We start from the raw sequence: 14,026 nt of genomic DNA, 5'->3' as shown, positions 1-14,026 counted from the left end.
AAAGGGCCGGGATGACAAGGGTGTGACAGAGGGTTTCGCGGGGGCGAAAATGGTGGAACGACAATCGGGCGTGGCGCTCTGGCGGCAAATCGCCGACCGCATGCGTCTTGCGATCAACAATGGCGATTTCGACGAAACCGGCATGATGCCGCCGGAAATCACGCTCGCCGCCCGCTTCGGCGTGAACCGGCATACGGTGCGCAGCGCCATGGCGGCACTAGCAGAGGAAGGCATCGTGCGCCCCATCCAGGGCATCGGCACGCGCATCGAGCGGCGCGACCGGCTGCGCTTCCCGATCTCCCGCCGTACCCGATTTTCGCAGGGTCTCGGAAATCAGACGCGCAATCTGGAAGGCCAGTTGCTGGCGGCGGCGACGGAGCCAGCGACCGCCGCCGTTGCCGTGGCGCTCGGCCTTGCAGCCGGCGCGCCCTGCGTGCGGCTCGAAACCGTGAACAGCGCCGACAGGCGGCCCATCTCCTGCGGCACGCATTATTTCCCCGCGGACCGATTCAGCGGGATCGACACCGTCTACGAAAGGACACGCTCCATCACCGCTGCGTTCCAGGAGCTCGGCGTGTCCGACTATGTGCGCCGCTCGACTGAAATATCCGCCCTCCATGCCGAAGGCGACGACATCCGCCACCTGAAGCTCTCACCGGGGGCGATCATTCTTGTGGCGACGGCCGTCAACACAGATCTTGACGGCGTTCCGGTCCAGTTCTCCCGCACGCGTTTTGCCGCCGACCGCGTCAAGCTGACCGTGGAGCCGGAAACCGACGGAGTTACTTCCGGCAGCAGAGAATGAAACGGCGGTAAAGCAGTGTGCGCAGCCTGTTGCGCAGGTCCGCCGTGCGCCGCTGCGCCCTCGCGATCGGGCCATGTGAGCCGATCTTGATATCGCGGAACCCCACCGCCGCCAGAAGCGGCTGGACGCGTTCAACGGTAAGCCCGTCGCCAAAGGGCAGCCGGCCCATGATATCGGCATGGCGCGCGCTCATCGCGCCGTCATAGTGCGGATCGGTGCCGATGACCTTGTCGAGCAGGGCGATGGCCCGGCCCGCCAGCCTGCCGAGCCGGGTCGGCGCTGCCCAGTCGCCGTCGAAGAACAGAAGGATGCCGCCCGGCTTCAACATGCGGTGCCATTCGGAAAAAGCCTCGACCGGCGTCGTCAGCGTCCAGACCAGATGGCGGCAGACGATCGCGTCATAGCTCTCGTCCGGCTCCATCGGGTTTTCCGCATCCGCGAGCAGGAAACGCACGCCCTTGGCACCGGCGTGTTTCTTCCGTGCGACCTTCAGCATCGCCTCGGAAAAGTCGAGCGCCGTCACCTCATGGCCGAGGGAAAGCAGCAGACGTGTCACCTCACCTGTACCGCAAGCAAGCTCCAGCACGCGGCGTGGCTCCGGACCGAGATTTTCGCGGATCGCCGCCGCCCAGGCCTCGAACTCCGGTCCTTCGGGAATGCGGTGGCCAAAGGCGAGATCGAAGGTCTCGGAGCGGCGCGACCAGTAGTCGCGAATGTCTTCCTTGAGATGACTGTTGCCGCGTGTGCCGTGCATCACTGCCCCTCGCCCGCATCGATACGGGCAAAGATGTCGTCGAAGCGCGGCCGGGCGCGGGCCGGCACCTCGACCGTGCGGATCGCCTCCGTCAGTTCCGCCTCACCGACCTTCACCAGCATGACCATGCCCATGCCGAAATGCGGCGAGCATTTGATGCCGTAGAAACCGGGGGCATCAAAGGTGACCTCGATCTCCTCGTTGATCTTGCCCTTGAAGCCGGCATATCCCTGCGGAACCATGCCGTCGATGCTGGCGGCGTTGTGGCTCTTGTGGGTGGCGATGAACTTGGCGCTGTCCCCCGGCTTGATTGCCAGGAAATCCGGTTCGAAAACCATGGAGCCCTTTTCGCCGCGATTGCGCATCTCGACCCGGAAGGTTTCAGCGGCGACGGGGGCGGCGTGGAGAAGTACGGCGATGGCCGCAGCCAGGAGGAAACGGGTTTTCATCTTGCCTCTGCAACGAGCTTGAGTTTGGCAGGCCGGGGCTCTGGCCGGCGATAGCGAATGAAGCAGCCGCCGGCGCTGTCGCGCTCGACATCCACGGTGACGCCGAAGACATCGTGCAGGCGCTGCGGCTCCAGCACCTTTGCAGGTGTACCGAGCGCGACGATGCGGCCGCCCTGCATGACGGCGATGCGGTCGCAGAACATGGCCGCGTGATTGAGGTCGTGCAATGCGGCAACGACGGTCAGATCCTGTTCGCGCACCAGCTGGAGCAGGCCGATCTGGTGGCCGATGTCGAGATGGTTGGTCGGCTCGTCGAGCAGGAGGATCGGCGCCTGCTGGGCGAGCGCGCGGGCGATGTGCAGCCGCTGCCGCTCGCCGCCGGAAAGCGTGTGCCACAGCCGGCCGGCAAAGTGCGCCATGTCGACCTCCTCCAGCGCCCTGTCGACGATGGCATCATCCGCCCGCGACCAGGGCGTCAGCGCGCCGAGATGCGGCGTGCGGCCGAGTTCAACCGCCTGGCGCGCAGTGATACGCTCGGTCGTCTCCGCCTGCTGCTCGACGAAGGCGATGCGGCGGGCTATGGCTTGCCGGCCGTGGGCCGAAAGCGGCGAGCCCTCAAGCGTTACCAGACCCGCCTGCGGCTTGCGGATGCCCGCCATCAACGCCATCAGGCTGGTCTTGCCCGAACCATTGGGTCCGATGATGCCGAGAAATTCGCCGGGACGCACGTCGAGCGAGACGTCGGTCAGGATGGTCGCGCCGCCGGCCGACCAGCAAAGACCTTTTGCCGAAAGGGTCACAGGGCCGATCTCCTTTGGCTGAGGATGAGCGCGAAGGCCGGCGCGCCGAACAGCGCAGTGATGACACCGATGGGCAGCACCTGGCCGGGAATGATGATCCGCGACAGCACGTCCGCGGCAATCATGAAGATCGCGCCGATCAGCGCCGAGGCCGGCAGCAGCAAACCGTGGCGGACACCGACGACCATGCGCGCGGCATGGGGAATGACGAGGCCGACGAAACCGATCGACCCGACGATGGAGACCATGACGGCGGTCATCAGTGCCGAGACGGCAATCAGCACGACATAGACCCGGCGCACCGGAATGCCGAGCGAGGCCGCCGATTCCGTGCCGAAGGTGAAGGCATCGAGCGCGCGCGCATGCCAGAGGCACACGACAAGCCCGAGAAGCGCAACCGGCAGCGCCAGCCAGACATCCGGCCAGCGCACGCCCGAGAGATTGCCGAGCAGCCAGAACATGATGCCGCGTGCCTGTTCCGCATTGGCCGCCTTGGTGACGATGAAGGAGGTTAGCGCATTGAAGAGCTGCGAACCGGCGACCCCTGCAAGGATGATCGCCCCCGTACCGCGGCCTGCGCGAACCGCCAGCGCGCTGACGAGACCGAAGGCGACGAGCGCCCCGATAAAGGCACCGATCGGCAGCGTCAGGATACCGGCGCCGATGCCGAGGATCGCCACCGCGACAGCGCCCGTGGAGGCACCGGCGGAAATGCCGAGAATGTAGGGATCTGCCAGCGCGTTGCGCAGCAGCGACTGCAGGATCACCCCGCAGATCGCGAGCGCCGACCCGCAGCAGGCCGCAACCACGGCGCGGCTCAGCCGGTAGTTCCAGACGATGCCCTCGTCTATCGGCTCGATGGCGTGCCCCGCCTGCCAGAGGCGGTTCGCCACGGTCTTTGCCACGACGTCGAGCGGAATAGCGGTCTCGCCCACCGCCGCGCCCACCCCGAGCGCGGCGATAAGCAGCACGAGCGCCGCAAGAGCGACACCCGTGCGCAGCAGGATGGGGCGATCAGCCGTCACTTCGCGAGGCCAGCCTTCTCGATGGCGTCGGCAAGCACCTCGATGCCCTCGATCGTGCGGATCGTCGGGTTCATCGCCTGGGCGTCCATATCGACGACATGGCCGTTCTTCACGGCCGGCATCAGGCTGGCGACGGGATCTTCCTTGAGGAACGTGTGCTTGACCGCGACGTCATCGGCAGGGAAGCGGCGGCGCTCCATCTTGCCGGCGACGATGATGCTCGGATCGGCCTTGGCAACGGTTTCCCAGCCGACCGTCGGCCATTCCTCGTCGCTCTCAATGACATTGCGGATGCCGAGCGCCGACATGATGTAGCCCGGCGCGCCGTTGCGCCCGGCGACATAGGGGTCGATGTCGAGTTCGGCGCTGGAGAACCAGAAGACGGCGGAAAGCTTGCCATCCGCCGAAGCGATCTTCTTGCGCGCCGCGTCTTCGCGCGCCTTGAGGTCGGCGATGACTTTCTCGCCCTGATCTTGCACATCAAAGATCTGCGCCAGTTCGCTGATTTCCTTGTAGATCAGCTCCATCGTGAAGACCGTCTTGCGCACCCCGTCGCCGCCACCGGAATTGTCCTTGCCGATGCAATCGGCCGGCGAGGTGTAGACCGGGATCTTCAGTTCATCGAACTGCTCTGGCGTCGCGACGATGCCCTCCGGACCGACATGCCACTGGAACTGCGCCGTCACGAGGTCGGGCTTCTTGGCGACGACGCTCTCGAAGCTCGGATCGTTGTCGGCAAGGCGCTCGACCTTGGCGTTGGCATCCTCGTAACCCGACAGCACCGGGCCGATCCAGACCGCCGTGCCGACCATGCGCTCGCCAACGCCGAGGAGATACAGGATTTCGGTCGAGCTCTGGCCGAGCGAGACAGCCCGTTCCGGCGCCTTCTCGAAGGTGACCTTGCGGCCGCAATTTTCCAGCGTCAGCGGATACTGCGTCGCGGCCGCCTGGGCGGCGCCCGCTGACAGGGCAAACACGGCGGCACCGGCCAGCGCGGAAACGAGGGATGCGGCGCGCACGGCCGCAGGCAGAATGGTCATGGGTTTCTCCCGAATGAATGAAAGCGTGCGGGCTCAGCCGACGCGCCGACAGGCGCGCGCCGATTGCGGTCGGGAGAAAACGATTGGAATTCCGCCGTTGCCGGCAGCCAGGGTCGTCATAGGGTCTCCTGTTCCGGGCATCCCCGCCCGTGACTTGGATTTTTCTCGACGACGGCAGGTCTCCTGGCTCACGGATATCTGCTGCCTGTCTGCCTTCCCGCGGAAAAACCGCAGTGGCATGACGCGAAAACGCGTCCGAGGACAGGCGGCAATCCGCCTACAGTTGCGGGGGCAGCCACGGAATGGGTCCCTGTTGGGTCGTCCGCACCGTGTTCCCTATTAATCCCCTGGGAGTCATCCCTCGGGAAACCGTCGATCCATCCTTAATCCGCCGCGCTCGGCAGCGTCAAGGCGCTCAGCTCTCGAAATCTCCGAAGGTGTCCTGGAGGCGGGTAAGCGTATCGACGCGCTCGCTCACGGCTTCGCCCATGACCACAATGATATTGCTGAGCATGAGGTCCATGACGGCGGTCATGGTGGCTGCGCCATCCCAGAGCGGCCCGTGCGAGCCCGGCACGACGAGGCAGATATCGGAAACATCCGGCCCCCAGGGGCAGAATTCGTCGGTCAGCAGCACGACCTTGACGCCGGCCCGCCGAGCCTCCAGCGCCAGCGGCCGGGCCTTGGCGGCAAAGCGGCGCACATCGTGCAGGAACAGCACCCTTCCCTCGACGGAACCATCGAGCAATTCCGCATAGGTGCCGTTGAGACCATCGACGAACTGAACGCGCGGGCGCGTATAGGAAAGCTGGCTGGCGAAATATTGCGCGATGCCGCGTACATTCTGATAGGCGGCGACATAGACCTCGCTTGCGCCGATCAACGCGTCGATCGTCTGCTGCCATTCCGGTGCGCTGGTGATCGCATAGATCTGGCCGAGATTGTCGATCTGCTGCTGGATGAGGCCGGCGAGGAGCTTTCCCTCCTTGCGGTCCTGTTCCAGCGAAGCGACCTGTGCCTTGACTTCCCACGCCGGATTGGAACCGCCGCGGCGCAGCTCGCTCTTCAACTCGTCGAGCCCGTCGAAACCCATGCGGCGCAGATACCGGCCGATGGTCATCGGCGAGACCTGAAGCCGCTGGGCGATGGAGCGCGCCGTCTCGAAGGGGAGTTCGGCGATGTTGCGCTCGATATAGTGGGCGATCAGCTTGTCGGATTTGGACCGCCTGAGGTCGTCGGACTGAACGAGCTTCAGAATGCGTTTCGACACGTCGCCCTCTCCCAAAAATCCCGCCCGCCGAAAAGACGGACGGGGATCGCGCATGGTCACTGCGCCGTCTTCACCCGCGTCCAGACACGGTCGAGCTGGCGAAGCGCCGGGCCCAGGTCCTCAAAGATCTGGAGCCGCGCCATGGTCTCGGCCGGCGGATTGATCTCCTTGCTATTCTTGATCTTTTCCAGGGTCAATTGCCGCGCCGGCACGTTGGCCGTGCCGTTGGTCTGCTGCGAGACGTTGAGCGCGGCAATTTCCGGGCGGGTGTAGAATTGCAGGAATTTGATCGCGTTCTCCTTGTTCGGCGCGCTCTTCAGGACGCAGGCATCCTCCTGGTACATCGTCGCCCCCTCCTCGGGGATCACATAGCCAAGGTCCTTCTCGTCGCCGAAGACATCGACCATCGCACCGACGAAGAAATGGCCGGCCGCGACGTCGCCGGATTGCACCATCGGCCGCGTGTCATAGGTGAAGGCCGCGACATAGGGCTTCATGGCAATGATCGTCTCGGCCGCCTGCTGTAGTTCCGCCGGATCGGTGGAGTTGATCTTGTGGCCGTTCAGCATCAGGCCGACCGCCAGCACCTCGCGCATGTCGTCGAGCAGGGTGATTTTCAGCCCCTTGGCCTTCACCGTCTCGATCAGGTCCTTCCAGCCGGTGACGTCCTTGCCGAGGATCGTGCGGTTATAGAAGATGCCGACCGAGCCCCAGGCATAGGGCAGGCAATATTCGCCCTTCGGGTCGCTTTTCGCCCTCAGGAAGGCCGGATCGATGTTCTTGAAGCCCTCGAAGGTGTTGATGTCGGTCTTTTCCAGAAGCTCCAGCTTGGCCATGATGTCGTGCATGTGCACGGAGGGGAAGACGATGTCGTAGCCCGTCGCGCCGCCCTGGATTTTCGCCAGCATCTCCTCGTTGGAGGAATAGGTCGAGAGGTTGACCTTGATCTGGGTCTCCTCCTCGAACTTCTTCAAAACCTCCGGATTGATGTATTCGCCCCAGTTGTAGATGTTGAGTTCGGCGGCGCTCGCCATACCGGCCGTCGCCGCGAGGGCGGCGAGCGAAAAGGCGGTGCGGCGCGTCCATTTGCCAAGGCCGAATGGGCCGCCGCGGTAAAATTTCGTCATCGAATGATCTCCTCTGATGGTTTGGCCCGTCACGGCCCCGGCGTTTTCCTTTGCGCCGGATGTTCCTGTCCCGGCTTCTTTCGGCCGTTGACTTGAATGGATAAATGGTATCCAACTATCGAAATCGCACAAGCGTTATTTTAATAACATTTTGGGGAACGACGATGCGAGATTCGATAGTCCGCCTGGAGAAGGCGGCGAAAGCCTTCGGCACGCCCGAGGGACAGACGGTGACGGCGCTCGACGCGATCGACCTTGATGTGCGCCGCAACGAATTCCTGACGCTGCTCGGCCCGTCCGGCTGTGGCAAGACCACCCTGCTCCAGGCGATCAGCGGCTTCGTGGAACTCGATTCCGGCCGCATCCTGATCGACGGCGAGGACATGACGGACCGCCCGCCCTATCGCCGGCCGGTCAACACGGTGTTCCAGAACTACGCGCTCTTTCCGCATATGACCGTCGGCGAGAACACCGGCTACGCGCTGGAAGTGGCCGGTGTCGCGCGGCCGGAGCGGGCAAAGCGCGTCGCCGAGGCGCTCCGCATGGTCGGCCTTGAGGGCATGGAGGGCCGCAAGCCGCGCCAGCTCTCCGGCGGCCAGCAGCAGCGCGTGGCGCTCGCCCGCGCCATCATCGCGCGTCCGAAACTGCTGCTGCTCGACGAGCCGCTCTCCGCCCTCGACAAGAACCTTCGACAGGCCATGCAGATCGAGTTGAAGACACTCCAGCACGAGCTCGGCATCTCCTTCATCTTCGTCACGCACGACCAGCAGGAGGCGCTGACCATGTCGGATCGCGTCGCGGTGCTCTCGGGCGGGCGCATCCAGCAGCTCGATACACCGCGCGCCATCTACGACCAGCCGAAGAACAGCTTTGTCGCCACCTTCGTCGGCGCCAGCAACCTTTTCGAAGGCGAGGCGATCGGCGGGCAATTGCTGACGACGGACGGCCTCTCCATCACGCACGCCACGGCACAAACCACGGGCACGGCAACCGCCCTCATCCGCCCCGAACAGTTTTTCCTCGCACAGCAAGGGGACGCCGCCCCCGCCCTCGACGTCGACCTCGAACAGATCGTCTTCGTCGGCTCCACCTTCGAGCTATTCGGCCGCACGGCGACCGGCCGGCGCGTCATCGCAGAAATCCCGGCGGCACGCCGCAGCCTCGTCGGCGAAATCGAGCAATCGCGCCGCGCCCGTCTTGCCTACGATCCCGCGGCGGTGCACCTCATCCCGGCGGAGGCCGCCTGACATGTCGTCGATCGCCTTTCGCCGTCGCGCCCAGCTCGGCCTGCTGCTCGGGCCGGTCTCGCTGTTCCTCGCCGTCTTCTTCCTCGGCCCGCTCGCCATCATGATCGTGACGAGTTTTCTCGCGCCCGGCCTCTACGGCGGGGTGGAATGGACCTGGTATCCGCACAATTACGGCCGCATCCTCGGCTTTGCCGATCCGATGTTCGAGGATTTCGATCCGGTCTATATCGCCATCTTCCTGCGCTCGCTGAAGATCGCGGCGCTGACGGTGGTCGCCACGCTCCTCGTCTGCTACCCGGCCGCCTTCTGCATCAGCCGGCTTTCCGAGCGCTGGAAGAACTTTTGCCTCTTCCTCATCACCCTGCCCTTCTTCACCAGCCTCATCGTGCGGCTGTTCATCTGGGTGCTGATTCTCCGCCAGACCGGCCTCGTCAATTCCGTACTGCTGAGCACCGGCGTCGTCGCCCGCCCGCTGGAGCTGATCTATACGGACGGGGCGATCGTGCTCGGTATGGTCTATGTCTTCATCCCCTTCATGTTCATGCCCGTCTATGCCAGCGTCGAAAAGCTCGACTGGACGCTGGTGCGCGCCTCGCTCGATCTCGGCGCCGGGCCGATCCGCACCTTCCTGCGCATCATCCTGCCGCTGACGGCGCCCGGCATCGCCGGCGGAGCGGTCATCGTCTTCATTCCGGCGCTCGGCAACTTTGTCGTGCCGGCCATTCTGGGCGGGGCGAAGGTAATGATGCTCGGCAACCTCATCGAGCAGCAGTTCCTTGCCGCGCGCAATTGGCCCTTCGGCTCGGCGCTCGCCATGATGGTGATGTGCGTCATGCTCGTGCTGCTCTTCGCCTATGTCATCGTGTCCGGCCGCCGCGGCCTCGACACTGCTACCGGCCGCTGAGGAGGTTTTCGATGAAGATTTTCGCCTCCCTCGCCCGCGGCAGCCTGATCGCCTACACCGCGCTGTTCTTCGCCTTCATCTATATCCCGCTGGTGCTGATCGCCGTCTATTCGTTCAACGCCAACCCGATCAACATGATGACCTGGACCGGCTTCACCACCGAATGGTACGCCCAGGTCCTCGGCTTCAAGACGACGATCTCCGAAGACGCGCTCTACATCGAATCGACTGACCAGCTGGTGCAGGCCGTCTGGAACAGCCTGATGATTGCCGCTTCGACGACGACCATCGCCACCGTGCTCGGCACAGCGATCGCGATCGCGCTCTACCGTTTCGATTTCTTCGGCCGGCGCTTCTACCGCACCGTCATGTTCATGCCGATGCTGATGCCGGATATCGTGCTCGGCATCGCGCTCCTGATCTTCTTCGTCAATGCCGGCGTCAATCTCGGCATGAAGACGATCATCATCGGCCAGTGCACCTTCCTGATCTCCTATGTCTTCATCGTCGTCTCCGCCCGGCTCGCCGGCATGGATCGCACGCTGGAAAACGCCTCGGCCGATCTCGGCGCCAACGAATGGACGACCTTCCGCAAGGTGGTGTTCCCGCAGCTCCTGCCCGGCATCGTCGGCGGCGCGCTGCTTGCCTTCATCATCTCGATGGATGACCTCGTCATCACCTATTTCATCGCTGGCGTCGATGTGACGACCCTGCCGATGTTCATCTTCGCCATGCTCCGGCGCGGCATCAAGCCGGAGATCAACGCCATCGCCGTGATGATGCTGACCTTCTCCTTCGTCGTCGCCTCGCTCGGCCTCTACCTTCGTTCCCGGCAGAAATGACATGACCCAGACCGTAAAACCCCGCGCCCGCGCCCTTGGCCTGCCCTTCACCGGCCGCACCGGGCCCTTCAACGCCATCACCGACGTCGAAGGCATCGCCGTCGGCTTCCAGACCATTGTCGAAGAGACCCCGCGACCCGGCCGCAAACTGCCGGTACGCACCGGCGTTACCGCCATCCTGCCGCATGCCGAGAGCGAAACGCCCGTCCCGGTCTATGCCGGCATTCACCGCTTCAACGGCAATGGCGAGATGACCGGCACCCATTGGATCGAGGACGGCGGCACGTTTCTGGGTCCGGTGATGATCACCAACACCCACGCCGTCGGCATCACCCATCATGCGACAATCCGCTGGATGCTGGAGCGCTACGCCTCGACCTACGAGATCGGCGATTTCCTCTGGCTGATGCCCGTCGTCGCCGAGACCTATGACGGTGTGCTGAGCGACATCAATGCGATGCCGGTGGCGGAAGCCGATGCCCGCGCGGCGCTGGACAATCTCTCCTTCGGCCCCGTCGCGGAAGGAAATTGCGGCGGCGGCACGGGCATGATCGCCTACGGTTTCAAGGGCGGCACCGGCACGGCGTCGCGTATCGTCTCCTTCGGAGACAGGGATTACACCATCGGCACGCTGGTACAGGCGAACCACGGCCAGCGCGACTGGCTGACGGTCTGCGGCGTGCCAGTCGGAAAACATCTCCAAGACAACACGCCGCAAAGCCAGCTCCAGGAGCGCGGCTCGATCATCGTCGTCATCGCTACCGACCTGCCGCTGGCCCCGCACCAGCTCAAACGCCTTGCCCGCCGCGCCGCCATCGGCATCGGCCGCAACGGCACGCCCGGCGGCAACAATTCCGGCGATATCTTCCTCGCCTTCTCCACCGCCAATCCGCAGCCGATGGCGCATCGCGCGCCGCTCATGCTCGGCCTCGGCATGGTCAACGACGAATATCTCGATCCGATCTACCAGGCGGCGGTGCAAAGCGTGGAGGAGGCCGTGGTCAACGCCATGCTGGCGGCCAAGGACAGCGGCGGCACGCCACATGACCGGTTTCGCATCGATGCCATCAGGCACGACGAGCTGGTGGCCGTCATGCAGCGCTATGGCCGGTTCGGAGAAACGCAGACCAGCGCCTGATTGTCGATAGCATCGGGCGCCCGCAGCAGGAGGCAGCTCAAAGTACGGTTTCAGGCTTCTGCCGGGCCGTCCAGCCCGAGGGCTTCGAGAAGCCGCCGCTGGCGCAAAAGCAGATGGGTGAGCGCAACGACGTCGCCGGCCGCCGGCTGGTGCGTCATGCCCTCGTCCACCGCCTCGACGATCGCCTCCAGCGTATCGAAGATTTCACGCGAGACACCGTGAAGTTCGGAGAACCGCCGATCGGCGACGGCGGCAGCAAGCGTCGCGGTCGACACGCGGCCGATGCCGTGCGGCACCTTCGCCCCCGCGTCGACATAGCCTTCCGGCAGGTCGCCCTTGAGGTTGCGGATGCGGCGATAGCGGATGACGTCGATGATCTGGTCGACCGCCTGGCAGGCCCCGGCAACACGCGAGGGATGGTCCGTGTCGGCTGCCGCATGCGGCAGAAGCTCGAGCTTTCCGGGATGGCGGGCAGCGAGCGTCAGATAGGGCAGCATCGGCCCGCTGAGTGCGCTGCTTGCCGCATCCTTGAAGAGATCGGCATCGATGGCAGCGTGGCGCACCTGGCCGGAGGCGAGCGCCCGGTCGAGCGCCCCGGCATCCACCACCTCGCCACGATCATAGTTGACGACGACGGCGCCGCGGCTCATCGCCGAGAGCACGGCGTCGTTGATGATGCCGGCATTGGCATAGGCGCGTGTCACGGGATCGAGCCGTCCGAGGCCGACATGGACACTGAGTGCATCAGCCCCCGCCGCCGCATCCGTCGGAGAGGATGCATACTCGAACCCCTCCGCCTCGATCCACTGGCGATGTTTTGCGCGCGCATGAACGGCCACCTCCATGCCGAAGGCGCGGGCGAGTTTGGCGACTTCGCGGCCGATGTTGCCATAGCCGATGACCGCCATGCGGCACCCCTCCAGCTTGGCGGTCGGATAGGATTTGAGGTCGCGGCCGGTGTCGAAATCGCCGTTCGCAACGCGTTCATGCATGAGGCCGACCGGCAGATCCGGCGACACCTTCAACAACGCCTTCATCACCATCTGCGCCGTCGCCCGGCTGTTGATGCCCGGCGTGTTCATCAGCGGCGCGATGCCACCCTCGCCGTTGCCGCCGCCCCAGGAGAGCGAGCCCATATTGCCGGTCCCCGCGCCAATGCGCACCCCGCCGAGGGGAAAGACCGCCAGCCGCGGAATGAAGGTCGCCGCGGCGATGAGCGCATCGTACTGCCCGCGTGAGGTCTGCGCCAGGATCTCTGCCTCGGTGCTGATATCCGGCTGGTAGAAGAAGTGGATGCCGGGCGGTAGGGCCTCGCCGGCGAAGGCCGCGTCATGGAACGTACCGCCTCTTTCCTCGATATAGGCTGCGACCTCGCTGAAATCGGGGCGCCCTTCGGCATCGAAGCGCAGGCCGACCAGATCGGCAATCAGGACACGGTAGGCACGTTCGGGATCGTCGAGCCGCACACTCTCCTGCAAAGCCGTGTTTCGATCCTGCATGATACCCCTCCTACGTGTCCCCTTCCTTCCGTATGCGAGTTTCCCGACCCTCGCAAGCTGCCCGGCATACCGGGACAAGCGCCGCAAAGAGCGCAAGGGCGAAGAGGATACCGCCGAGTTCAACTGCCCGGCAAAGATATCGCGGCCTCTACAATTTTTATGAAGATATTTTTGACGATATCGCAAAGGCTTGAGCATCAATGCTGACAAAATACATCAGGCTGGAGTGCCGAGACCCTTGCGCACTTCGTCAGCAGTGCACGGTGTGCAACCGAGATGGCCGAGGGCCAGCGTGACCGCGCCAACAAGATCGGCATTGGACATCGCGCGGCTGCCGTCGGGCCTGAAGAGATTGTTCTCGAAGCCGACGCGGGCATGGCCGCCGAGCAAGGCGGCGGCGGTGACGCAGGCCGCTTCATGGCGACCGAAGGCGCAGACGCTCCAGTTGGAAAAACGCGGCGTCTCCGGTGCCACGAAAGGCAGCAGGTCCGCAGGCTGCGAGGTCTGGGAGACGGTGTAGCGCCCGAGCACGTAGAGCACGGGAATATCCGGCCAGGGCACGAGGCCGCGCCGGATCATTTCGGCGAGGCGCACCGCCTCCGTCGGCTCGTAGAGGATGATCTGCGGCAGGACGTTTTCCCGTTTCATCCAGAGGAGCACGTCGGCGAAGGCGGGTTCGGCAGCCGCATCCGGCACGAGTTCCCGCAACGCCAGCGAGGCCGCTTCCGGCTTCACCGCCTTCAGAACGGCGATCTGCTCCGCTGGCGTATAGAGATCGAGCGCTTCCGTGGTGATCTGGATGACCAGGCGATCGCCCACCGCCGCGCGGACGGCCGCAATCGCCGCCCCGTAGGCATCGGCGTCAAGGAGATGGCGGCCATCTGGCCGGCGCACATGGGCGTGGATCATCGCGGCACCCGCCTCCAGGCAGCGTGCGGCGGTATCCGCCAGTTCGGCAGGCGTCAGCGGAATAGCAGGATGGTCCACTCTGGTGCGGCGGCCGCCGTTCGGGGCTACGGCGATGGCCACGCGGCGCAGTACGGAAGAATCTGTCATCGTGCATCCATGCTATGATTCATATGGATCATTATTCTACATTAATGAAACACATGTTGCAAAGAGATTT

General features: G+C 64.5%; 13 protein-coding genes, 1 pseudogene and 1 riboswitch. Of the genes and pseudogenes, 5 read left to right on the top strand and 9 right to left on the bottom strand.

What is annotated here, in order from left to right; genetic code table 11:
- Positions 1 to 49: 49 nt before the first annotated feature.
- On the top strand, positions 50 to 805 hold the full coding sequence (gene phnF / locus AKG11_RS18400) for a phosphonate metabolism transcriptional regulator PhnF (protein WP_050744926.1): 756 nt from the start codon (positions 50 to 52) through the stop codon (positions 803 to 805).
- Here phnF and AKG11_RS18395 read toward each other — a convergent pair.
- From AKG11_RS18395 to AKG11_RS18365, 7 genes are all read right to left on the bottom strand, one after another.
- Positions 783 to 1,559, bottom strand: coding sequence for a class I SAM-dependent methyltransferase (locus AKG11_RS18395; RefSeq protein ID WP_050744925.1), 777 nt, complete (start codon positions 1,557 to 1,559; stop codon positions 783 to 785). The genes phnF and AKG11_RS18395 overlap by 23 nt on opposite strands.
- Positions 1,559 to 2,008 carry a pseudoazurin gene (locus AKG11_RS18390; RefSeq protein ID WP_050744924.1) on the bottom strand — a complete coding sequence of 150 codons (450 nt, stop codon included), beginning with the start codon at positions 2,006 to 2,008 and terminating at the stop codon, positions 1,559 to 1,561. The genes AKG11_RS18395 and AKG11_RS18390 overlap by 1 nt, the downstream gene beginning before the upstream one ends.
- The gene (locus tag AKG11_RS18385) at positions 2,005 to 2,808 is read right to left on the bottom strand and encodes an ABC transporter ATP-binding protein (RefSeq protein WP_023516426.1); all 804 of its coding nucleotides are present in this window, start codon (positions 2,806 to 2,808) and stop codon (positions 2,005 to 2,007) included. Before AKG11_RS18385 ends, AKG11_RS18390 begins: the two co-directional genes overlap by 4 nt.
- Positions 2,805 to 3,833: a FecCD family ABC transporter permease gene (locus tag AKG11_RS18380; RefSeq protein WP_050744923.1), complete on the bottom strand. Its 1,029-nt coding sequence runs from the start codon at positions 3,831 to 3,833 to the stop codon at positions 2,805 to 2,807. The genes AKG11_RS18385 and AKG11_RS18380 overlap by 4 nt, the downstream gene beginning before the upstream one ends.
- The gene (locus tag AKG11_RS18375) at positions 3,830 to 4,873 is read right to left on the bottom strand and encodes an ABC transporter substrate-binding protein (protein ID WP_023516424.1); all 1,044 of its coding nucleotides are present in this window, start codon (positions 4,871 to 4,873) and stop codon (positions 3,830 to 3,832) included. Before AKG11_RS18375 ends, AKG11_RS18380 begins: the two co-directional genes overlap by 4 nt.
- Positions 4,874 to 5,028: 155 nt before the next feature.
- Positions 5,029 to 5,262: riboswitch (cobalamin riboswitch) on the bottom strand.
- 26 nt (positions 5,263 to 5,288) lie between these two features.
- Positions 5,289 to 6,143 carry a MurR/RpiR family transcriptional regulator gene (locus tag AKG11_RS18370; protein WP_050744922.1) on the bottom strand — a complete coding sequence of 285 codons (855 nt, stop codon included), beginning with the start codon at positions 6,141 to 6,143 and terminating at the stop codon, positions 5,289 to 5,291.
- A 56-nt stretch (positions 6,144 to 6,199) separates the two neighbouring features.
- Positions 6,200 to 7,270, bottom strand: coding sequence for a polyamine ABC transporter substrate-binding protein (locus AKG11_RS18365; RefSeq protein WP_050744921.1), 1,071 nt, complete (start codon positions 7,268 to 7,270; stop codon positions 6,200 to 6,202).
- A gap of 164 nt (positions 7,271 to 7,434) precedes the next feature.
- Here AKG11_RS18365 and AKG11_RS18360 point away from each other — a divergent pair, with 164 nt between their 5' ends.
- The 4 genes from AKG11_RS18360 to AKG11_RS18345 are packed head-to-tail and all read left to right on the top strand — an operon-like array spanning position 7,435 to position 11,401.
- The gene (locus AKG11_RS18360) at positions 7,435 to 8,517 is read left to right on the top strand and encodes an ABC transporter ATP-binding protein (RefSeq protein WP_050744920.1); all 1,083 of its coding nucleotides are present in this window, start codon (positions 7,435 to 7,437) and stop codon (positions 8,515 to 8,517) included.
- A 1-nt stretch (position 8,518) separates the two neighbouring features.
- Complete coding sequence (locus tag AKG11_RS18355) at positions 8,519 to 9,421, top strand: ABC transporter permease (protein WP_050744919.1); 903 nt, start codon at positions 8,519 to 8,521, stop codon at positions 9,419 to 9,421.
- An 11-nt stretch (positions 9,422 to 9,432) separates the two neighbouring features.
- Positions 9,433 to 10,263 (top strand): ABC transporter permease, encoded by an 831-nt coding sequence (locus AKG11_RS18350; protein WP_050744918.1) that lies wholly within the window; start codon positions 9,433 to 9,435, stop codon positions 10,261 to 10,263.
- Position 10,264: 1 nt separating this feature from the next.
- Entirely contained in the window at positions 10,265 to 11,401 is a 1,137-nt protein-coding gene (locus tag AKG11_RS18345) for a DmpA family aminopeptidase (RefSeq protein ID WP_050744917.1), read from the top strand.
- 50 nt (positions 11,402 to 11,451) lie between these two features.
- On the opposite strand, the pseudogene AKG11_RS18340 reads toward AKG11_RS18345, so the two are convergent.
- Positions 11,452 to 12,867, bottom strand: a pseudogene (locus AKG11_RS18340) (NAD(P)-dependent oxidoreductase); the annotation flags it as partial.
- A 249-nt stretch (positions 12,868 to 13,116) separates the two neighbouring features.
- Entirely contained in the window at positions 13,117 to 13,956 is an 840-nt protein-coding gene (locus AKG11_RS18335) for a beta-keto acid cleavage family enzyme (RefSeq protein ID WP_024271639.1), read from the bottom strand.
- Between the last annotated feature and the right edge of the window lie 70 nt (positions 13,957 to 14,026).

The sequence above is a fragment of the Shinella sp. SUS2 genome (assembly GCF_001262505.1).
Classification (GTDB): domain Bacteria; phylum Pseudomonadota; class Alphaproteobacteria; order Rhizobiales; family Rhizobiaceae; genus Shinella.
This window is presented reverse-complemented; position numbering and strand designations above follow the sequence as displayed.